Annotated in this window: 20 protein-coding genes; 11 read left to right on the top strand and 9 right to left on the bottom strand. The window is 50.9% G+C overall.

Translation table 11 applies throughout. From position 1 onward, the window contains the following. Nucleotides 1-109 precede the first annotated feature (109 nt). The 6 genes from nadB (at nt 110) to Q5741_RS03945 (ending at nt 7,164) form a co-directional block, all read left to right on the top strand. Nucleotides 110-1,684: an L-aspartate oxidase gene (gene nadB, locus Q5741_RS03970; protein WP_305022768.1), complete on the top strand. Its 1,575-nt coding sequence runs from the start codon at nt 110-112 to the stop codon at nt 1,682-1,684. Further along, entirely contained in the window at nt 1,666-2,499 is an 834-nt protein-coding gene (gene nadC / locus Q5741_RS03965) for a carboxylating nicotinate-nucleotide diphosphorylase (RefSeq protein ID WP_305022767.1), read from the top strand. Before nadB ends, nadC begins: the two co-directional genes overlap by 19 nt. A 22-nt stretch (nt 2,500-2,521) precedes the next feature. Beyond that, entirely contained in the window at nt 2,522-3,631 is a 1,110-nt protein-coding gene (gene nadA, locus Q5741_RS03960; protein ID WP_305022766.1) for a quinolinate synthase NadA, read from the top strand. Nucleotides 3,632-3,812: 181 nt separating this feature from the next. Next, nucleotides 3,813-4,745: a LysR family transcriptional regulator gene (locus Q5741_RS03955; RefSeq protein WP_305022765.1), complete on the top strand. Its 933-nt coding sequence runs from the start codon at nt 3,813-3,815 to the stop codon at nt 4,743-4,745. A gap of 14 nt (nt 4,746-4,759) precedes the next feature. After that, nucleotides 4,760-5,887, top strand: coding sequence for a 5-methyltetrahydropteroyltriglutamate--homocysteine S-methyltransferase (locus Q5741_RS03950; protein ID WP_305022764.1), 1,128 nt, complete (start codon nt 4,760-4,762; stop codon nt 5,885-5,887). A gap of 140 nt (nt 5,888-6,027) precedes the next feature. Then, the gene (locus Q5741_RS03945) at nt 6,028-7,164 is read left to right on the top strand and encodes a 5-methyltetrahydropteroyltriglutamate--homocysteine S-methyltransferase (RefSeq protein ID WP_305022763.1); all 1,137 of its coding nucleotides are present in this window, start codon (nt 6,028-6,030) and stop codon (nt 7,162-7,164) included. An 8-nt stretch (nt 7,165-7,172) separates the two neighbouring features. Here Q5741_RS03945 and Q5741_RS03940 read toward each other — a convergent pair whose 3' ends face one another. Continuing rightward, nucleotides 7,173-7,787 (bottom strand): flavin reductase family protein, encoded by a 615-nt coding sequence (locus Q5741_RS03940; protein ID WP_305022762.1) that lies wholly within the window; start codon nt 7,785-7,787, stop codon nt 7,173-7,175. Between the two features lie 184 nt (nt 7,788-7,971). Here Q5741_RS03940 and Q5741_RS03935 point away from each other — a divergent pair, with 184 nt between their 5' ends. The 3 genes from Q5741_RS03935 (at nt 7,972) to gpmA (ending at nt 9,897) form a co-directional block, all read left to right on the top strand. Next, complete coding sequence (locus Q5741_RS03935; RefSeq protein WP_305022761.1) at nt 7,972-8,139, top strand: hypothetical protein; 168 nt, start codon at nt 7,972-7,974, stop codon at nt 8,137-8,139. A gap of 179 nt (nt 8,140-8,318) precedes the next feature. Next, a complete protein-coding gene (locus Q5741_RS03930; RefSeq protein WP_305023322.1) occupies nt 8,319-9,005 on the top strand; it encodes an ArsR/SmtB family transcription factor in 687 nt (228 codons plus the stop codon). A gap of 142 nt (nt 9,006-9,147) precedes the next feature. Further along, on the top strand, nt 9,148-9,897 hold the full coding sequence (gpmA, locus tag Q5741_RS03925) for a 2,3-diphosphoglycerate-dependent phosphoglycerate mutase (protein ID WP_305022760.1): 750 nt from the start codon (nt 9,148-9,150) through the stop codon (nt 9,895-9,897). A gap of 42 nt (nt 9,898-9,939) precedes the next feature. On the opposite strand, the gene Q5741_RS03920 is transcribed toward gpmA, so the two are convergent. Continuing rightward, nucleotides 9,940-10,710, bottom strand: coding sequence for a polysaccharide deacetylase family protein (locus Q5741_RS03920; protein WP_305022759.1), 771 nt, complete (start codon nt 10,708-10,710; stop codon nt 9,940-9,942). Nucleotides 10,711-10,927: 217 nt separating this feature from the next. Between Q5741_RS03920 and Q5741_RS03915 the strand changes: the two genes are divergently transcribed. Next, complete coding sequence (locus tag Q5741_RS03915; protein ID WP_305022758.1) at nt 10,928-11,488, top strand: GNAT family N-acetyltransferase; 561 nt, start codon at nt 10,928-10,930, stop codon at nt 11,486-11,488. Nucleotides 11,489-11,561: 73 nt separating this feature from the next. On the opposite strand, the gene Q5741_RS03910 is transcribed toward Q5741_RS03915, so the two are convergent. From Q5741_RS03910 to Q5741_RS03885, 6 genes are read right to left on the bottom strand one after another with little or no spacing between them, the layout of a single operon-like run. Then, nucleotides 11,562-12,404 (bottom strand): sugar phosphate isomerase/epimerase family protein, encoded by an 843-nt coding sequence (locus Q5741_RS03910; RefSeq protein ID WP_305022757.1) that lies wholly within the window; start codon nt 12,402-12,404, stop codon nt 11,562-11,564. Nucleotides 12,405-12,433: 29 nt separating this feature from the next. Continuing rightward, on the bottom strand, nt 12,434-13,132 hold the full coding sequence (locus Q5741_RS03905) for a rhamnogalacturonan acetylesterase (protein ID WP_305022756.1): 699 nt from the start codon (nt 13,130-13,132) through the stop codon (nt 12,434-12,436). Beyond that, nucleotides 13,132-13,917, bottom strand: coding sequence for an alpha/beta hydrolase (locus Q5741_RS03900; RefSeq protein WP_305022755.1), 786 nt, complete (start codon nt 13,915-13,917; stop codon nt 13,132-13,134). The genes Q5741_RS03905 and Q5741_RS03900 overlap by 1 nt, the downstream gene beginning before the upstream one ends. Beyond that, entirely contained in the window at nt 13,911-15,341 is a 1,431-nt protein-coding gene (gene uxaC, locus Q5741_RS03895; RefSeq protein WP_305023321.1) for a glucuronate isomerase, read from the bottom strand. Before uxaC ends, Q5741_RS03900 begins: the two co-directional genes overlap by 7 nt. A 60-nt stretch (nt 15,342-15,401) precedes the next feature. Then, entirely contained in the window at nt 15,402-16,889 is a 1,488-nt protein-coding gene (locus Q5741_RS03890) for a UxaA family hydrolase (RefSeq protein ID WP_305022754.1), read from the bottom strand. Nucleotides 16,890-16,902: 13 nt separating this feature from the next. Beyond that, nucleotides 16,903-18,312: a tagaturonate reductase gene (locus Q5741_RS03885; RefSeq protein WP_305022753.1), complete on the bottom strand. Its 1,410-nt coding sequence runs from the start codon at nt 18,310-18,312 to the stop codon at nt 16,903-16,905. A 264-nt stretch (nt 18,313-18,576) separates the two neighbouring features. On the opposite strand from Q5741_RS03885, the gene Q5741_RS03880 reads away from it, so the two are divergent. After that, a complete protein-coding gene (locus Q5741_RS03880) occupies nt 18,577-20,817 on the top strand; it encodes a helix-turn-helix transcriptional regulator (protein WP_305022752.1) in 2,241 nt (746 codons plus the stop codon). An 89-nt stretch (nt 20,818-20,906) separates the two neighbouring features. Here the strand turns inward: Q5741_RS03880 and Q5741_RS03875 are convergent, their stop codons facing one another. After that, entirely contained in the window at nt 20,907-21,791 is an 885-nt protein-coding gene (locus Q5741_RS03875) for a carbohydrate ABC transporter permease (RefSeq protein WP_305022751.1), read from the bottom strand. Between the last annotated feature and the right edge of the window lie 200 nt (nt 21,792-21,991).

Below are 21,991 nucleotides of genomic sequence, written 5' to 3'. Positions count from 1 at the left end.
AATACAGGTGTAAAGACACCTAATGAATTAGGTTGTGAATTTCATAACGAATTAGTGAACTAAGCACGATTCAGAATTGTAGAGTTTAGTGGAGTGGAGAGATGTGAAGATGTCCGACCCAACCGTAGTTATTGTTGGTTCTGGAGCAGCGGCGCTGTCGCTGGCTTCTTCGCTGCCAGCAGACCGGAGAGTGATCCTGCTGACGAAGGAGACGATGTCCGACAGTAATTCAGCCATGGCACAAGGAGGGATTGCCACCTCCTACCTGCCTGAAGATTCCGAAGCCAGTCATATTGAGGATACGCTCCTTGCGGGCGCTGGTCATAATGACTTTGACATCGTACAGATGGTAATCCATGAAGGCAAGCAGATGATGCAGGAGTTGATAGATGCCCGTTTTCCTTTCGACCGGAGCCCGGAAGGCACGCTGCTGCTTGGGAGGGAAGGGGCTCATTCCCTAAATCGGATTTTCCATGCGGGTGGTGATGCATCAGGCTGGAAGCTGATAGAGCATCTCCAACAGCGGATTCCTGGTCATATCGAGGTACGGGAGTATGTCCGTGTTGTAGACTTGCTGGTGATGGATAACCATTGCTGCGGAGTTAAGCTCCTCGACCGGGAAGGCAGGATCGAATATATTCATGCAGATCAGGTCGTGCTGGCAACGGGCGGCTGCGGCAGCTTGTACAGCCACCACAGCAATCATCTGACGGTGACCGGAGATGGTCTTATGCTGGCATATCGTGCAGGAGCCGCATTGACGGACATGGAATTCATGCAGTTTCATCCAACGCTATTAGTGAAGAACGGCCGCAGTTACGGGCTGGTGTCTGAAGCGGTACGCGGCGAGGGCGGTGTTCTGGTTGACGAGACCGGCCGCCGGATCATGAAGGGCCGGCATGAATATGAAGATCTGGCTCCCCGTGATATTGTTGCACGAGTCATGCATGAAGAGATGCAGCAGGGCCGCACGATTTATATCAATATTGAGGCTTGCAGCAATTTCAGCAGCCGCTTCCCAAGTATTACCCGGCTGTGTGAGCAGGCCGGTGTCGACCTGAGAGACCAGAGGATTCCTGTTGCACCGGGCATGCATTTTCTAATGGGCGGCATTCAGGTCAATACGTGGGGAGAGAGTACGGTACGCGGGCTGTTCGCGATTGGAGAAGCAGCATGTACAGGGCTTCACGGTGCAAACCGTCTGGCCAGCAATTCCTTGCTGGAGGCTTTGGTTACAGGCCGCAGGACTGCACAGCGCATTGCTGCCATGAATGATTCGATGACTGAATGGAAGACGGGGCTCTCTGTTTCGCCGGTATTGATTCAGGTACCGCAGACTACACTTGCAGAATTGCAGCGGCGGATGACGGCAGCTGTATCGATCGAACGTACCGGGGAGCAGCTGCGGGGCATGAAGGAGTGGCTGGAAGGGCTGCCTTCACAGGTGTTTAATGTGCAAAAAATCACAAGAGTACAGATGGAATTATCGAACCTGTGGCAGCTGGCGGTACTGGTTACATCCGCTGCCCTGCTGCGGGAGGAGAGCCGGGGTGCCCATTACCGGAGTGACTTTCCGGAACGGGATGACAGCGTTTGGGGAGGCAGACAAATTATTTTATCCAGGCAGGGCAGCCGTATCATTCATAACGAAAGGATTCGATCATCATGGAGCGTTTTCAGCTGAGACAGATGCTGGAGTCCTTTTTTGCCGAAGACATTGGCAGCGGAGACCAGACATCTTCTCTTATTTTTAATGGCGAATACTGTGAGGCGTCCATTCTCAGCAAGGCCGACGGCATCTTCGCAGGCGGGAACATCATCAAGGAAGGTTTCAGGCTGATGTCTGAGGACATTAATGTTGACATACAGAAAAGGGACGGAGACAGTCTGGCTAAGGGAGAGATTATCGCTGTAATGAAGGGCCCTGCCGCACCGTTACTGACCGGGGAACGCATTGTTCTGAATCTCATTCAGCGCATGTCAGCCATAGCGACGCAGACCCGGAAGGCGATCATGCTGCTGAACGATGATCACACACGAATCTGCGATACCCGCAAGACGACACCGGGTTTGCGCGCACTGGAGAAGTATGCTGTCCGGGTCGGAGGCGGTTATAATCACCGGTTCGGGCTGTATGACGGGATCATGATCAAAGATAATCATATTGCTGCTTGCGGATCGATTAAGGAAGCGGTCAAGCGGGCACGTGCCGGTGCAGGCCACATGATCCGGATTGAAGTGGAGATTGAGTCGGAAGAACAGCTGCTGGAGGCGATTGAGGCTCAGGCTGATGTCATTATGTTCGACAACCGGACTCCGGAAGAGGTTAAGCACTTTGCAGCGCTTACGCCTTCTACGATCATAACGGAAGCGTCAGGCGGGATCAATTACTCCACACTGCATGAATACCGCGGAACAGGCGTGGATTATATTTCGTTAGGGTTCCTAACCCACTCGGTGCATAATCTGGACATCAGCATGAATGTTGAACTTCGCTAAGCAAGCAGGAGGAGGAGTATAAATGTCGATTTTTGAAGCATTAAAAGGCGGCCGCGGCATGATGCCGGAACGTTACAAGCAGCTGAGTAAAGAGGAAATGGAACAGCGTGTGTCGGAAATCAAGCACAAATTGGGTTCCCGCCTGCTTATTCCGGGCCATCATTACCAGAAGGACGAGGTTATCCAATTTGCCGATATTACCGGCGATTCTCTGCAGCTTGCTCAGCTGGCCCAGCAAAATTCATCAGCGGAATATATTGTATTCTGCGGTGTACATTTCATGGCGGAGACCGCAGACATGCTCACAACGCCGAGCCAGACGGTCGTTCTGCCGGATATGCGGGCAGGCTGCTCGATGGCCGATATGGCCAATATGCAGCAGACCGAAGTGGCATGGGAGCGGCTGCAGGCTGTGTATGGAGACACCATCATTCCGTTAACCTATGTGAATTCGACAGCTGAAATCAAGGCGTTCGTAGGCCGTCATGGCGGTGCAACCGTCACTTCGTCCAATGCGAGGGAGGTGCTGAAATGGGCATTCCGGCAAAAAGAACGCATTCTCTTCCTGCCGGATCAGCATCTCGGACGGAACACCGCTTATGACCTGGGAATTCCGTTGGAAGACATGGCCGTATGGGATCCTGAACTCAATGAACTGGTGACGGGCCGCGAAGATGTCCAGAATATACGTGTACTTTTGTGGAAGGGTCACTGTTCAGTGCACGAAAAATTTACGGTGGAGAACATTCGCAGTCTTCGGGAGAGAGACCCGGAAGTAAAGATTATCGTTCATCCCGAATGCTCCCGCGAAGTTGTCGAGCTGTCGGATTACGCGGGCTCCACTAAATACATCATTGATACTATTCAGGCAGCCGAACCCGGAACGAAGTGGGCTGTCGGTACCGAGATGAATCTGGTGCAGCGCATCATGAATCAGCATAAGGATAAACAGATCGAGTCGCTAAATCCGAATATGTGCCCGTGCCTGACCATGAACCGGATCGATCTTCCGCACCTGCTCTGGTCGCTGGAACAGATCGAGCAGGGGGATCCAGTCGGCATTATTACTGTGCCGGAGGCGGTAACTGTTGATGCGGTGAAGGCTCTGGACCGGATGCTGCAAATCAGATAGATCCATTGCATTTATAGTTATCTTTATCCTCATTAAAAAGGCAGTTAGACGGCAGAAACGCCGGTCTGGCTGCCTTTTTGCCGCGGGAAAACACAAGCGGATATGGACAAGCTGACGTTTTGTGCTACCATAATTGAAGATTAGCAAGCTATCGCGGTACGAAAGAAAAGGGGGGAACGGCTTGACACTACAGCAGCTTCGGTATGCCATAGAGATTGCCAACTGCGGTTCCATGAATGAGGCAGCCAAACGGCTGTTTATTTCTCAGCCGAGTCTGTCCAATGCGATTAAGGAGCTGGAAAGTGAACTGGGAATCACGATTTTTGACCGGACAAACCGGGGGATCAGCCTGTCTGTAGAAGGCGTTGAATTTCTCGGCTACGCCCGCCAGATGATCGAGCAGGCCGAGCTGATCGAGAGCCGGTATCACGGCCAGAAACGCAGAGCGGTGCATTTTGCCGTATCAAGCCAGCATTATGCATTCGCAGCAGAAGCCTTCGGGAAGCTGCTGGAGCTTGACGCCAGGGAAGAATATAATTTCCACCTGCGGGAGACGCAGACCTTCCAGATCATTGAAGATGTCCGTACACTGCGCAGCGAAGTGGGCATTCTGTATATCAACGAACGCAACTCCCGGGTGATGAACAAGCTGTTCAGCGACAGCAATTTAAAATTCACTCCATTGTTTAATGCGGCGCCGTATATTTTTCTCGGCGAGCGGCATCCGCTGGCCCGGGAAGAGACTTTATCCCTGGAACAGGTTAAAGAGTATCCTTATATTTCTTTTGATCAGGGGGACAATAATTCACCTCATTTCTCGGAGGAAGTGCTGAGCTTTACGGATGTGGCTAAGAGTATCAAGGTGAATGACCGGGCGACATTGTCGGATCTGCTGCTGAATACGAATGGGTACACGGTTGGAACGGGGATCTTGGCGACCCAGTTTAACGGTGAGGGGCTGCAGGTTATTCCCTTTGAGAGCGAAGAGGTATTCACGGTGGGCTGGATTGCTCACAAGGATCGAAAGCCCAGTGATATCGCGGGCCAGTATATTGATCTGCTCAATGATCTGGTTCAGAGTAATTACCTGGATATCCATCAATTCTTATTGTGATGCAGGAGGAGCATATGAAAAACATAATATCAGGTACACGTACGAACGTTCCGCCTTTCCGCTATGATATCGTGGGCAGCTTCCTCCGGCCTGACTCGTTAAAGGAGGCCCGGGCGGCCTATGATCGCGGAGAATGTAATGCTGCCGGACTGCAGGAGACCGAGGATGTAGAGATAAGAAGACTGATCGATATTCAAAAGGCGCTCGGCTTGAAAGCGGTCAGCGACGGGGAATACCGCCGTTCTTGGTGGCATCTGGATTTCTTCCTCGGTATTGAAGGTACAGTGAAAGTGAATCTGAATATTAATCCGGGGCGGCCCGACCCCAAAACTCGTGCTGAATCATTTCAGATCGTGGACCGCATTTCTCTTGGTAATCATCCGATGATCGAACATTTTGTCCGTCTGAAGGAGCTTGCCGGTCATGACGTTTTGGCCAAGATGACTATTCCTTCCCCAGCGCTGTTCCATTTTGTGCAAAGCCATCAGGTCAATGAAGTTTATGGTGATGATCAGGAGCTGTACAAGGATATTGTGAAAGTGTACCGTGAAATGATTGCAGGACTGTATGCTGCGGGCTGCCGTTATCTCCAGCTGGATGATACGTCATGGGGGACATTGTGCAGCGGGCGGCATCGCGCTCTTCTGCGCGGACGCGGACAGGACCCGGATCAGCTAGCGGCAGACTACGTCAAGCTCATTAATGAGAGCATTGCCGGGAAACCATCTGATATGACCATTGCACTGCATGTGTGCAGGGGGAATTATGTATCGACCTGGTTCGCCGCAGGAGGGTATGAGCCGGTAGCGGAGACGCTGTTTGCCCAGTGCAGAGTGGATGCCTTTTTCCTGGAATATGACAGTGAACGCTCCGGCGGCTTCGAGCCGCTGCGGCATATCAAGGATCAGCGTGTTGTACTGGGACTGGTTACGACCAAGCATGGCGGGCTGGAAAGCAAGGAGGTGCTCAAAGCCCGAATCGCCGAGGCATCCGAATATGTGGATTTGAATCAGCTCTGTCTCAGTCCGCAGTGCGGGTTTGCTTCGACCGAAGAAGGGAATCTGATTACAGAAGAAGAGCAATGGGATAAAATCCGGCTTGTCATCGATACAGCCAATGAAATTTGGACAGAACCTGAATAACTCCGAATGAACGACATTGTGGCCTGCTATAGCGAAAGCTTATGGTAGGCCATAATTTTTGAGCGTTACCCCCCGCGCAGCTGTGGATGATATATTGGGTTCAACACAGAATGCACAGACCCAATCAGGAGGGAAAACACATGAGTACATTGTTCGAGCAAGCCGTTCAGAGAGAGACCGTTCCATTCCGATATGATATCGTAGGCAGCTTCCTGCGTCCCGCTGCAATCAAGGAAGCACGTCTTCAATTTCAAAATAATGAAATCACTGCCGAGCAGCTTCGTCATATTGAGGATGAGGAGATTATAAAGCTCGTCCAAAAGCAGAAAGAAGCTGGCTTGAAAGGTGTAACGGACGGAGAATTCCGCCGCTCCTGGTGGCATCTTGACTTTATGTGGGGCCTGGACGGAGTCGAGAAGGCCGAGATTTCAGAAGGCTACAGATTCCAGGGCGTGGAGACCCGTGCGGAAACGGCGCGGTTGTCCGGCAAAATCAAGTTCAGCACACATCCGTTCATAGAAGACTTCCTATTTCTACAGGAAGCTGCCGGCCGCGATGTGCTGCCACGGCAGACGATTCCTTCTCCGGCACAGTTCCTGTCCGAGCTGCAGCGCGGGGAGAACCGTGACCGCACCTTTGAGGTTTATACTACCCAGCAGGAACTGGTGGAAGATATTGCTGCCGCTTATCGTGATGCAATTCAGGCATTCTATGACGCAGGCTGCCGCAACTTGCAGCTGGATGACTGCACCTGGGGAATGCTGTGCGACAAAGGTTATTGGGAGCATCGCCAGAAGGAAGGCGTTGACGTTAACGAGATCGCCAAATTGTACGCCTACCTGAATAACGAAGCCATCAAAAGCCGTCCTGAGGATCTTGTGATCACGATGCATGTATGCCGTGGTAATTTTCACTCGACTTGGGCAGCTTCCGGTGGTTATGACCCGATTGCTAAGGTATTGTTCGGCACTGTTCATGTAGACGGATTTTATCTGGAATATGACAGCCAGCGTGCCGGGGACTTTGCTCCTCTGCAGCATATTCAAGATCAGGTGGTCGTACTGGGATTGTTCACCTCCAAGAATGGTGAGCTGGAGGATAAGCAGGACATTCTTGACCGGATCCGGGAAGCTTCTCAGTATGTAGATATTAATCAGCTGTGCCTGAGCCCGCAGTGCGGGTTTGCTTCGACGGAAGAAGGCAATCTCCTGACCGAAGAACAGCAGTGGAATAAGCTGAAGTTCATCAAGGAAGTGGCAGAAGAGGTTTGGGGCTGAAGCAAGCGTCAGGTCTCTGAGCGGAATGTCTTACCAAGCTCCTCGCCAAGACCAAAGTAATGCCTGAAATTATAAATGAGCGGGCTCCATTTGGCTGGATCGACATGCCGCTCATTCAGCAGGATGTCCGGGTGTGCATGGATGCGGATGGCCTCGGTCTCGACAATGGCAAAGCTGTCTGAGCTTGAAGGGTTTGTTATTTTCCTGACACAGGCTTCAATCTGCAGCGGGCACTCGGCTATTCTTGCTGCCTGCACAGAGATGGATGGAACGGGGGTCAAATTACTGGTTTCAAACTTATCTTTTTTATAGGTAAAACCAGCGGCTGCTTTTGCTGCAGGTACCTCTTCTTTTCCGGTAAAAGGAGCCAACCGTTCAACAGCCGGCCATAGATCAGGCCCGGGTACGTTAATGACACAATCCGGCCGCTCCTGCAAATTCGCCAGAGCCTGACCTCCTTGTCCGATCCCCAGGACGATCGAGCGGCCAAGCGCCCAGGATGAGGACAGCGGACTAAGGTTTGTTGTGCCATCCTCATTCCATGACGAGAGCAGTATGACAGGAGTACCATAATACAGAATGGATGGATTAATTTCCTGGCTTGGTTTTAGAGGGTTGAACATTTTTTACGTCCTCCTTCAGGGTCGTTTCTCGAATACGGCTTCAGCATAACATAAGGTTACTTCCAGGTTCATCGAAGTATGGATTGCATCTATACTTCATGATCTCAGCACTTTCCTTTGAACTCCTCACCATTTTATAACTACGGAATGAATTGGACAGGATAATAATGAGGAGGGATAAGACATGCCATATGACCGTAAACCTGATGTGACAGATGGTGATCCTGAAACGATCTACGAGGACACCCGCCCGCATCTGAGAACCGGCTTGTTGCCAGGAGAAGCGGATATAACGCAGCAGTCGTCAGAGATTAACGTAGAGAACCATGGTGAACATACAGAAAAACGATAGGTGAGAACGTTACAGAACCAAAGCTGCCGGCTGCTGCCGGCTTTTTTGCTGTAACTAGCGGTTAGCAGCGCTTCGGTTATCGTTGTGGATACAATCTTAAACCTTAAATAAGGGTTTATCTTAAGGGCTGCAGCACGCTATAATTTTCAGGATGAAAAGGATGGTGTGAAGATATGAAAATGATGTCAGGACCGAATGCCTCTGTCATTGCCTCCTTCGTAAGCGAGCCGTCACGGGCTGCTATGCTTACCTTACTAATGGACGGGCGCTATCATACAGCAGGAGAGCTTGCGTGTGCGGCAGGAGTGAAAGCGCAAACGGCAAGTTATCATTTGAGTATGATGGTTGATGGGGGCGTGCTGGATACGAAGAAGCAGGGAAGACACCGCTATTTCGGCATTGTGAACGCACAAGTGGCTGGAATCATGGAATTACTGCTCTCAGCTGCTCCCCGGCTGCCTGTTCGATCGCTTCGTCAGGCTGAGGAGGATGCTGCGATTAGGCATGCAAGGACATGTTACGATCATTTGGCGGGTCGGACCGGTGTTCTTTTGACAGAGGCGATGGTCCGGCTGGGCGTTCTGCTGGAGGATGAAGAGGATTACAGGGTCACAGACAAGGGAGAATCCTTTTTTGCTTCGCTCGGTATTGACCTGGAGCTTGCCAGACGCAAACGGCGCTCTTTTGCCCGTCAATGCCTTGATTGGAGTGAACGGAAACCTCATTTGGGCGGTGCCTTGGGTCAAGTCGTGCTTGCCCGCCTGATTGAGCTGGCTTGGATCGAGAGAAGTGCTCATACCCGGGCAGTGGTAGTTACCCGTCAGGGCAAGATGAATTTGGAGAAATTCTTTTCGGTTACACTCTAGGCTTCGGTTCTCTATGTCGATTACTTCCGTGACGGATGGCAATTTTTAAATTCTGCTGCTAAAGGGTAATAATACTTGTCTATTTACATACTAAGAACGGCGTATAACCATTTTGGACGCTGCAGGGAAAGGAGAAAAGCAGATGTATCAAGTTGTGCTGGTTCGCCACGGCGAAAGTGAATATAACCGACAAAATCTGTTTACCGGCTGGACGGATGTTAACCTGACAGAAAAAGGGGTTCATGAAGCAAGGGAGGCCGGGAAAATCCTGAAATCCGAGGGTTACACCTTTGATTTGGCCTTTGCCTCGGTGCTCAAACGTTCTATTCAAACCCTTCATTACATGCTGGACGAAATGGACTTGTTCTGGATTCCGGAGGAGAAGTCATGGAAATTAAACGAGCGGCATTACGGTGCGCTGCAAGGATTAAGTAAAATCGATACGGCGGCCAAATATGGAGAACAGCAGCTGCATATCTGGCGGCGCAGCCTGTCTGTGCGTCCGCCCATGCTGAATGAAGACGATCCGCGGAATCCGCGAAATGATGTAAGATATAAAGATATCCCGGCAGAAAATATTCCATTGGGAGAAAGTCTGCAGGACACAGTGCACCGTGTCGGGCAATACTGGCATCATCGTCTGGTGCCCTTGATCCGCAGGAATGACCGGGTCCTGATCTCGGCTCACGGCAATACACTGCGTGCGCTGATCAAGTATATGGAGGATATTAACGAGGAGGAATTAACCGAATTGAATATCCCCACGGGTATTCCGCTAGTCTATGAACTTGATGAAGATGTTAACCCGATCCGCCGCTTTTATTTAGGTGATCCGGACCATGTGGAAGCTAAAGCAAGAGAAGTTGCTAATCAGGGCAAAATGAATGAGTAAAGCAAAGAGGGCAGCGGAATGATCCGCAGCCCTCTTGCGCTGTTATGATTTATGCTTGGAGGGTATACTGCTCTTGTGAAGCTGGCGGCTGGATGACTGGATCAGTTCCGAGACGGTCACGATTTCATAGCCGCGCCTCTGAAGTTCCGGGAGGATCTGTTTTAGAGCTTCTACCGTCTGACTCGATCCCTGCACAAAATCATGAAACAGGACGATGTCGCCATTATGAGCGTTATCCAGAACTTTATTTACGATCTTCTTAATTCCCGGACGGCTCCAGTCGCGGGTATCCTGATGCCAGGACCACATGATAGGATACAGTCCAAGCCTTCGTGCTTCCCGGATAATGGTCTCATCGTAAATCCCGCCGGGGGGCCGAAAGAGAGCCGAGCCTTTCCCTGTAGCCTTAATTATTTCTGCTTCGGTCCGTTCAATCTCAGTTCGTACCCGTTCCGGTGAGGAGGGGAGGCGAAAAAAGATATGATTAAAAGTGTGGTTCGCCACTTCATGACCTTCAAACGCGATTCGGTTTAACATCTGGGGATGCTGTGCAGCCTGCTTGCCGATGACAAAAAAGGTACCCTTGGCGTGATACTGTTCCAGCACATCCAGAATGGCACCTGTCTGTTTCGGGTCCGGCCCATCATCGAAGGTAAAGGCAATCCACTTCTTGTCGGTCTGGACCTCCCAGATCACGTCGCCTTTTTGTTCGTAGAACTTACGGTCTTTTTTAACCGCAGATACAGGCTGTGCCTGCACGGTGACGGGAAAGGCCAGGAGGAGACACAGTGCTGCGAGGAAGTATTTATACATGCAGACCCTTCCTTCTAGTCGTTAGTATTGTCGTGCCGATTTTTTTCACGGACAGGCGTGTTCTAACTTTGTTTATTATCTCTTTGCGCTTTGTTTATTATTACTTTACGGTTTAGGCCCTATTCCGGGCTTTACTGGGAAAGAAGAGCGACCCGGGCTGATTTTGGGTAATAACGAGATAGGCAGATAGAAAATGAACTGTGAAGGAGGCTGCACCATGAAGAACCCGCTCAAAGAGATCAAAAACAATATGGATCAGATGAAGCAGTCTATGGATGGCATCAAAGGAAGTGTGAACGATGTCAAACAGGACGTGGATGATGTCAAAAAAAATGTGCAGGGAATCTCGGAACAGGCCAAAGATACGTCTGGGGAACTGAAGGACGGGATCGCCCGTATTAAAGGGGAAGTGCAAGAAACCAAAGAGATCGTACAGGAGACCCGGCATACGCTGCAGGGCAAGCCGCCGCTGGAAGGGCCATCCGCTGGATCGGACGGTATAGAAATGACAGAGAACGGAACAGGATTTGTATGTTCCAATGAACAGGGCATTATCGGAGAAATTACCTATGTAGAGCAATCCTCCACAGACGTATGGATTCTGGACCATACTTATGTATCGCCTGAACACCGTGGAGGGCAAATTGCTAAGCAGCTCCTGGATCATGTGGTGGCCAAAGCTCGTACAGAGAACAAAAAAATCCTGCCCGCCTGCTCTTACGCGCTGGCTCAATTCAAGCGTCACAGCGAATATGAGGATGTGTGGTATCACAATTAAGCGCAATGAAGCAGCCTTATCCCGATCTCAAGCACGCAGTGCCGGAATCAAGGGATAAGGCTTTTGTTATGGGTTATAAGCGGTCGTAGAGCTGGTTAAGCATCTGAACACTGTCTGCAATGTGCGGTTCAGATGTGCTTTCCAGTATGCCGTGCAGATGAGGACGCTGGTATTTCATATAATGAAGGATAGGGGCAAAAGGAAGTTCTCCTTGTCCTGCAGGCACAATGCGAATTTGCCCGTCCTCCAGCCTGAAATCCTTGAGGTGTATGACGGCGATCCGGTCTCCCAGCAGCTCCAGAGCTTCCTCAATGACATCGGCTGGACGTTCGGCGTTCTCCGGTCGCATCAGGTTGGCACAGTCCAGGATAATCTGCAGATTCGGTGAAGGTATCAGCTCCAGCAGTCTTCGGGTTAACTTTGCGGTATAGAGGGGGTGGTTGAGCCCTGCTTCAATGCCTACCGTAACACCAAATTGTTCAGCTTCTATTACCATTCGCCGGACCGAATCAACGGCGCGGAGAAAGGCTTCTTCGGTGAAATTAGCTTCAGTATAACCTTGCCCAACACTACCGGTCTCGGTACCTACGAGGCTGGCACCAAAGTCTCTGGCCAGCCGAAGATGTACACCGAAGTCGGTCAGCGCTTGTTCACGTTGATCAACCTCCGAATGTGTGATATTCACATAACAGCCAAGCACGGCTATATGTATGCCTGCCCGCTCGAAAGCCTGCCGATAATAGGCCGCAGTGCCCGGGCTAAGTGCCCCAAAACGAGGGACACTTGATGGAAAAGATTTGCGCACCGCAAATTGGATATGCTGAAATTGATACTGCTGAAGCTTGGATAGCAGCTGGGGCAGCGGGAGCTGACCAAAGTCATGAGCTCGGATGCCCAAATGTAAGGGGGCATTCATCCGCATCATCTCCTCCTGTCTTAGAGTGGTCAAGTTCTTGTCAGCCGCAGCCACGGATGCAGGGAAGTAAGTGCAGCACAGTTCCCGACGGCTTCGGCAACCTGTTCTGCCACCAGGCGGGCACCTCGTTCATTAAAATGGGTATCATCCTCCACCCCGTCTGGATAGTTAGGATGTCTGCCGGCTGGCAGATGAAGAAACAGCTTTGCGGAATCTCTGATCCCCAGGGATCCGTACAGCTTCTGGGTGAGCGAGAAGAGATCCAGAAGAGGTGTTCCTGTCTCTGCAGCAGCTTCTTTTACCGCTGCCGGATATTCTCCAACGGCCAAGGGATCCGGGGATCCGTCCACGAGAAAACGACGCCGGCTTACAGGAGTCAACAGCACCGGAAGAACCCCGCGGCTGCGTGCAGACACCGTAAATAAAGAAAGATTACGTTTAAAATCGGTATGAGGGTTTGTATATCGCTCTGGGTCATCGATTTTACCATCATTATGACCAAACTGAATGATCAAGTAATCACCTGGATGGAATTGGTCCAGCATGGCAGACAATCTGCCCTGGTCAATAAAGGACTTGGTGCTGCGGCCGTTAATGGCCCAGTTAGAGAAGTTGAGCTGCGGGCTGAAGAACAGCGGAATATATTCGCCCCAGCCGGCCATCGGTTTCTGATCGCCGCTCTTGGGAGCGGCAGTGGAGTCGCCGGCAATGTATATGGTCCGATTCATCAGGATCCCTCCAACGAAATAAAATGATGTTTAGCCAGCCACCGCTCACAAAGCAAGACCCACTGAGCGATAGCAGGGTTTTCGACCGACAGACCCAGCCCATGACGGCCTTGTTCAAAAATGTGCAGTTCAAAAGGAACCTGAACAGCGGCAAGAGCTGCAGCAAAAATCAAACTGTTCTCAACCGGAACACTCCGGTCATCCGCTGTCGTCCAGATGAAAACAGGAGGAGTTCCGCCTTGGACCTGCTTTTCTGCTGAATAGGCCGCCAATTGTTCCGGTGACGGCACGGCTCCGAGCAGATGGTATCGGCTGCCCTGATGGGCGAAGTTCTCTTCCATCGTAATCACCGGATAACCCAGGATCAGCAGGTCGGGCTTGTCCTGACCGTGTAAAGTGCTGATGGCCGCCAGATGGCCGCCTGCCGAGAATCCGATCATTCCAATTTTATCCGGTTCAGTTTGGCATGGCCCCTTCTGCTGGCGAACCAGACGCAAGCTGTCTTCTACATCCTGGATCAATTGTTCGGGCCTAATTGACTTTACATTATAATGCAGGACCCCAGCGTGCATGCCCAGACGGTGGACCCATTCTGCAATATTTCTGCCTTCATGCTCCGCATGATGATGGTACCCGCCGCCGGGGAGAATGAGTATGAAAGGGCGCGGCTGTCCGGTTGAGACAGGATATAGCATCAAATGCGAATGCTCCGTTGCTGCATCTGCTGTTGAAGAACCATCTGAACAGCAATCATCCAGATGGTTCGAAATCGTAACGTTTAGCATGTAGAAGACTCCGTTCGGGATCTTGGAGCCTCCATGTCAAAATAAACAGCCGCGTTATGGTAGGCTACGTCACGTACGAGTTCGCCCAGCAGTGCACGGTCATCCGGTGCTTCACCCCGTTCGGCCAGCTCTCCCAGCCAGTCGCACAAGACACGGCGGAAGTACTCATGCCGTGTATAGGAGAGGAAGCTGCGCGAATCAGTCAGCATGCCGACAAACCGGGACAGCAGTCCGCCCTCCGCCAGCTTGGTGAGCTGGTCACGCATACCGCTGACCGTATCGTTGAACCACCAGCCGGAGCCCAGCTGCATTTTACCGGGCATATCTTTCTGATAGCAGCCCATCAGGGAGACCAGAACAGGATAATCTGACGGATTTAACGAATAGAGAATGGTCTTAGGGAGCCCGCTTTCCATCTCGGCCCGGTCAAGAAGGGAGGAGAGGGATTGGGCCAGCGGCAGGTCATTCACTCCATCATACCCGGTATCCGGTCCGAGACGGTCGAACATCGGTGTATTATTATTCCGGAAGGCGTGAAGATGAAGCTGCATCGTCCAGCCTTTTTCAGCATACAGGCTAATCAGGAACGACAGCAGCTCGCTGCGGTAGACCGTGATTTCTTCTGCAGTCAGCTCTTGACCGGATAATCGGCGAGCCAGAATGCGCTCCACCTCTTCAGAGGTGCCTGCCTGATATTTCAGAATATCAATGCCATGATCAGAGAGCCGGCAGCCCTGCTCATGGAAGAAGGCAACACGCGCGCTCAGCACTTCCTTCAGCTCGGAGTAGCTTGTAACAGCCCGGTCTGCCGATGCTTCGAGCCGCTGAAGCCAATCCGCAAAGCCTGGGGCATCAATATTCAGTGCCTTATCCGGGCGGAACGCGGGATAAACGCGGAAAGACGCTTCTTCATCACGAATCAGCTTATGATATTCGAGGCTATCCGCCGGATCATCGGTCGTGCAGACGATCTTGACGTTAGAGCGGCGGATTAAACCGCGGCGGGAAAATTCAGGTTGGGCCAGCTTGGAATTTGCCTGCTCCCAGATGGCAGGAGCGTTCTCTTCATTCAGGGGCAGCTCGATGCCGAAGAAGCGGCGAAGCTCCAGATGAGTCCAGCTGTAGAGCGGGTTGCCTACTGTCCGCGGTACTGTGCGGGCCCAGGCGAGAAATTTATCATAGTCGGATGCGGAACCGGTAATGAGCTCTTCCGGAATGCCATTGGCACGCATGAGCCGCCATTTATAATGATCGCCGTACAGCCAGGCCGCTGTCAGGTTCGGGAAATGGGCATCTTCATAAATCTCTTTGGGATCGAGGTGGCAGTGATAGTCAATGATAGGCATGTCTTTGGCATCGTTATGGAACAAATCTCTAGCCAGTTCACTGCGAAGCAGAAAATCATCATTCAAGAACATGGTCATAACTCCTTTGTCGATGAGAGTAGGTCTTATCATAAATAGTTAACGCTTACATTATAAAGCCTACAACGTTACACCTGTTTTGAAAATGGCTAATTCACGCACTTCATTCTGTTCATTACGGGTTGGTCTGCCGCTGGCGACTTCGACGATGTAGCTGATAAAGTGTTCAAGCACTTCCTCCATGGGTGTATCAAGCAGCGAGCCGGCGTTGAAATCCATCCAGTGACCTTTTTTGGCAAACAGGTCATTATTGGTTGCAACTTTTACCGTGGGAACAAAGCTGCCGAACGGAGTGCCTCTTCCGGTTGTGAACAGCACCAGCTGGCAGTCGGCTGCAGCAAGAGCAGATGAAGCTACCAGATCATTTCCTGGTGCTTGCAGCAGACTCAGCCCTTTCCGGCGCAATTTCTCGCCGTACTGCAGGACATCCACGACGGGAGCCGTGCCGGCCTTTTGAGTACAGCCCAGTGATTTATCCTCCAATGTACTGATGCCGCCCGCCTTGTTGCCTGGTGAAGGATTCTCGTAGACCGGCTCCCCGTAAGAGAGGAAGTACTGCTTGAAATTGTTGATGAGTGATACGATCTGTTCATATACCTCGCGGCTCGCCGCACGGGCCATCAGCATTTTTTCTGCTCCGAACATCTCTGGTACCTCTGTGAGAACCGTCGTACCGCCCTGAGAGATCAGAAAATCGGAGAAGGCGCCGAGCAGCGGGTTCGCTGTAATGCCGGAGAATCCGTCGGAGCCGCCGCATTTCAGTCCAACATTCAGCTCACTGAGAGGAATAGGGACCCGAACGTCATTCCGGGCAGCATGATACAGCTCTTCCAGCAGTTCCAATCCGGCCTCGACCTCATCTCTGACCTCCTGGGCAACCAGAAATTTTACCCGTTCCTGATCATATTCACCCAGCATGCTCCGGAATTCCGAGACGATATTATTCTCGCAGCCCAGCCCGAAAACAAGTACACCGCCTGCGTTGGGATGATGAACCGCATCCAGCAGGATACTGCGTGTCATTGCATGATCTTCGCCGAGCTGGGAACAGCCATAGGGATGCTTCAGTACGGTCAGATTGTCAAACCCGCCCAGATCGGGGTGAATCGCTCTGAACTCGGACAGCATCTGTTCGGCGATACCATTGACACAGCCTACAGTCGGGATAACGAACAAGTCGTTGCGGATTCCTGCTTTGCCATTCCGGCGCCGGTATCCTTGGAAGCTCAGCTGCCGGTCTGCGTGCACAACCGGATGAAGGTCCTGTACGTATTCATACTGCTCTTCACCAGCCAGGTTCGTCTTGATATTGTGGGTATGCACCCACTCGCCTTTGCGAATGTCCATGGTGGCGTGACCGATCGGATAACCGTATTTAATGATGAGGTCGCCAGCCTGCAGATCGCCGAGAGCTATTTTATGTCCCTGTGTAACATCTTCGGCAGCCTGGAATGAGTGTCCTTCCAGTGAAATCATTTCTCCGCTATGGACAGACCTCAGCGCCACCGCTACATTATCCCGTGTATTCATAATCATTAATGATCTCATCCCATTCACGCTCCTATACGGTGTGATGCAGGGCAGCTCTCGCTCCCTTATTCTCCAGGATTCTGATGTAATCTCCTAGCGCAGCAGTTAGCCCCGGAACATTTGTCAGATCCTGACCCCATAATTGCTCATCTTCCAGGATCGAGGTTATGAAAGTATCCGGATGCAGCCAGGCACGGTCAAACCGCTCCAGTATATCCGGCGCATCCTGACGCTGTACCCGGTCGCCTCGATAGCTCAGAAGAAGGGCAGCCATAGCCAGAGTAATCCTGGACGGAAGCCGGCTGTTCAGCGACTGATAACGCAGCAGAAGAGGGAGGAGACGGGTCTTGAACTTGGATATACTGTTCAATGATATGGAGGCCAGCTCATGCCGTATGGAGGGATTTCGAAATCTCTCGACCACCGCATCAGCGAAGGAACAGAGTTCTTCATGCGGCAGGGACAGCATGGGAATAAGCTCGTCATTCATTAATCCGCGGATGTAATGAGCAAAGTCCTCATCGTTCATGACTTCCTCTACGGTCTGCAGACCGGCGAGCAGGCCCAGCGGAACCATGGCTGTATGCGGACCATTCAGCAGATGCACTTTACGTTCCCGGTATGGCGTCATGTCATCGGTGAATATGACATGAAGGCCGGCCTGATCCAGCGGAAGTCGTTCGGACAGCCAGGCTGGCCCTTCAATTACCCAGAAGAGAAAGGGCTCCGAGCTAACCATCAGCTGATCAATGTAGCCTAGTTCCTTATTCAGCTCATCAGCCCGGGCATGAGGATAACCGGATACAATTCGGTCCACCAGGGTGCAGGTGAAGGTATTCTCCGAGTTCAACCAAAGAGTGAAACCCTCTCCCAGCCGCCAGTTCTCGGCATGCCTGAGAACAAGCTCGCGCAGTTTCTCGCCATTTCGATCAATTAATTCACAAGGAAGAATGACAAAACCGGATTTGCCCAGTTCATAACGGCGGTAGAGCAGGGCAGTCAGTTTGGCAGGAAAACTAGCCGGAGCCTGATCAACCGGGCGTCTTTCTTCCAAATAGACAATGCCCGCTTCCGTCGTATTCGAGGTGATAAATTCGAGATCATCCTGTTCAGCAAGTGCCAGATAAGACCTGTAGTCATCGTTAGGATGGATCACACGGCTGATCGTAGAGACAATTTCGGCCTTATGTACAGGCGCTCCCTGCTCAATTCCATCCAGAAGCACCGTATACAGGCCATTCTGATTGTTCAGCTTATCTCCGATCCCGTGATCCGTTGACTTGACCATCACCACACTTCCCATAAAGCGACCCTGTTTATTCAACTGCTGCAGCTGCCAATCTACAAAAGCACGCATAAAGTTACCGCCGCCAAACTGAATCATCCGCTCGGGATAGACGGGAAGATCGGGATAAAGTTCACGGTTCAGTGTTTTCAGCATGTTCAAACCTCCTGTGCTATAGCGTTAATAAATTCTATTTACTGTTAAACGATAACGAAGAGCGTCATTACAAGGAACTCATTACATTTTGTAAGCTTCTGATGGAAAATTATTGTCTGTATTCAAATGTAAGCGCTATAATTGTAAAAGATCAAATCTATACAGGTATGAAAGTTACTGCTATTTTCAATTACTCGCCATTTCTGCTGCTAGCCGGCCAAGTGATCAGTTGTGTCTGCAAATGGCTATAGAAGGGGTTATGCAATGAAAAGAGGCATCATGTTTTACAAAATCTTTATTCCTATTCTGATGCTCGGTGTTCTGCTGGTGATCAGCTTCGGAAGCTACATTTACATGAATACGAACAATTCCTTAATTGAGAGGGTTGCCAACAGCAAGCAAAGCTTTATCTCTCAGGCTAAAAATACCCTGGAGCAAAAAATACGAACGATTGAGTATGCCTTCAACACCTACAGTACAACGAGCTCATTCAGCCAAGTAGTTAATCAGCCGATCACGGAACGAGACTTTGCCGCTTACCGGGACGTCAATTCTCAATTGAATTATATCGCTACCATGGGAATAGAAGATGCCCAGTATACACTGATCAGCCTGGTGCAGAGCTGGCAGATCTCAAACGGACGGCTGACCCATCTCAAGCCTTCGGATATTGACCAGTTAAAGAAAACCTATGTCGAGGGACAAAGCAATGGACTGTTCTGGGTCAAGACAACCGACGGGATTCGCTTTGTCAACACGCTGCCCGTTTTCTCTCAGAGCAAGAGGGCCATTGCCCTATCTGATATTTCACTGCAAACTTTGAACCGGACACTGGAAAGCGACGAGAACGCCGTGATCATTTTCAACAGCCAGGGTCAGTTAATGTACAATTCGGATCAGCTGCTTCACCTTCCCCAGGATGCCAGGCTGCAATCCGCGGCCAACTGGGAGGGCAAAGACCAGCGGATGGGAATGACCGACCTTGGACAAGACGGATATCCTGATATCCGCGCGATCTATTCCAAATCTTCCTACAACGGCTGGGTATATGTTACACTTCTTGATCCGCAGGAGATATCAAGTGCGCTCAAGACAACCCGTTACGGTCTGATTCTGATGGGACTGGTAACCACCTTTCTGATCGTGATCGTCGCTTGGGTAATCGCACTGTACTTTACCAAACCGATCCGGAAAATCCAGCGAAGTCTGCCGGTAATGTCACCTGCGACAGCCAGCAATGAGATTGATTGGATCATCAGCTCCATCGATATGATTCTCACCGAGAAGCAGAGCCTGGAAAGATTGATGGAAGAAGAGATGCCTGAGCTGGAAACCCAGTTTATTCTCAACCTCTTCCGCAGCAGGGTCAACCGGGAGGAGCTGAACCATGGGTTGGAGCGTTTCGGTTATACCCTGAACGATCAATCGGTCTTCGCTTCCATGCTCATCCAGCTGGATAATTATGGTGACCTGACCTCTTCGGACAAGGATGTCCTGCTGCTGGCAGTTAACAAACTTGTTGAAGAGGTCGTGCCGCCGGAACGAAGAATGATTCCGATCCTGCTAAATGACAGGATGCAGGCTACCATCCTGATGTACAACGGTGCCAGCGAACAGGACATGCGCAGGCAGATGCTGGAGGATGCGAAGAGTGTCATCCGGTCAGCACGGGAATATCTGAAGCTGTCTGTCAGCATCGGCTTCAGCCGGCCGTATCATGACCTGCTGCGAAGCAAGGAGGCTTGTGAGATGAGCAAGCAGGCGCTTCATCATCGTCTGCATTTAGGCAAGGAATCCATCATTTTTTATGATGACATTACGACGGTAGTTCAGGGTAAAGTAATGCTTCAATATCCGGCCGAGCTGGAAACACAGCTCTTCGATGCCATCCGTCAGGGGGATGAGGAGCAGGTCTCTCGCACAATGTATCCTTTGCTCGGTTCGCTGATGAAGCACAGCCATCATCCGATGAACTTTGAGGTCATGCTTATCCGTTTCGTAAACAACCTGATCAGCCTGGAGCAGATCTTCGGCGGTGATGTCCTGCTGTCGCCGGACCATTCCATGCTGTACCACCGGCTGCTTGATATCCGGAATCCGGAAGAGATTGAACGCATTCTGGTCGAGGAGGTCATCCAGCCCATGGTCAAGAGCATGAAGGAGAAGACAACAGAACAATTCCGCAGCCTATCTGATCAGATCGCAGCCATTGTACGTGCGGAATACGATCAGGATCTGTCGCTCGAACTGATCGGCGACCGTCTCCATTACAATCCAAGCTATCTCAGCAGCATCTTCAAAAAAGAATTCGGCACAACCTTTAGTGATTATCTGATGAGCTACCGGCTGGATATGGCGAAGAGATGGCTGATCGAGACCAACATGACCATCAAGGATATCGCCGAACGGCTTCAGTACCAGAATCCCCAGAATTTTATCCGCTCGTTCCGCAAGAAGGAGCAGGTGACACCAGGTACCTACCGTAAACTGAATCAGGCTCTCTAGCGGCCGCTCAAAATGCTGGACATAAGCACCATATTAGAGGGCTGCCCGAATTTTTTACTGCTGGGCAGCCTTTGCTTATGTCAGCCCGATCAACCTTTGACTGAACCGAGCATGGCTCCTTTGACAAAATGCTTCTGTACAAACGGATAAGCAATCAGCATTGGCAAGGTCGTAATCACGATGACCGCCATCTTGATGGTCTGGGCTGGCGGAATAACATCAACAGCACCGCTCTCTGCCTGCATGCCGCTGGAGACAATAACGATCTGCCGGAGCAGGACCTGGATCGGCCATTTGGCGGAGTCATTAATGTAGAGAATGGCATTCATATACGTGTTCCAGTATGCGACAGCGTAAAACAATGAGATTGTGGCAATGGATGGCAGCGCCAGCGGAAGCATGATTTTGAAGAACACACCGAAATCGGTGCTGCCATCAATTTTAGCGGACTCCTCAAGGCTGTCAGGCAGCGCCTGGAAGAAGTTGCGCATAATGATCAGATTGAAGGCGTTGATAGCAACCGGCAAAATCATAGACCAGTAGGAATCAATCAGACCCACCGCTTTGACTACAAGGAAGGTTGGAATCATTCCGCCGCTGAAGAGCATCGAGAAGACAATGAGAAAATTGATCAGGTTACGGCCGAGCAGGTATTTACGAGACAAGGCGTAAGCCATTAGCGCAGTCAGCGCCATACTGACGATGGTACCTATAATCGTGGTGCCTATAGAGACGGCCAATCCCTTAAAAATCATCGGTGTAGATAAGATGTAGCGATACGCATCAAGCGAGAATGTGGTAGGGAATAGGATAAACCGCTTGGCCATCACCTCGCTCGTCGTTGCGAATGAGCTGGCAATAATGTTGACGAACGGCAGGAGACAGGCAAGGGCGATCAGCACCAGCAGGGTGTTGTTAATAATAGTAAAAATGCGGCTGCCCAGGGGTTCTTTCTTTTTACGGGATTTAGACATAGCTGCTAGTTCCTCCTTGTAATCGTTTGCATCCAACGTTATCAGCTCTGTCTCATTCCGTATATAATCACTTTCTAAGGTCTGCTTTTGAGAGATAAACACAAGGGGAAAACAAACTGTGATGAATGAATTCCACCTATAATCATCAGGTTGGACGATAATCATCTGGCGAGGCAGGAGGAGTATAAACCCTTGAATCA

Source organism: Paenibacillus lacisoli (assembly GCF_030580655.1).
GTDB classification, from domain to species: domain Bacteria; phylum Bacillota; class Bacilli; order Paenibacillales; family Paenibacillaceae; genus Paenibacillus; species Paenibacillus lacisoli.
This window is presented reverse-complemented; position numbering and strand designations above follow the sequence as displayed.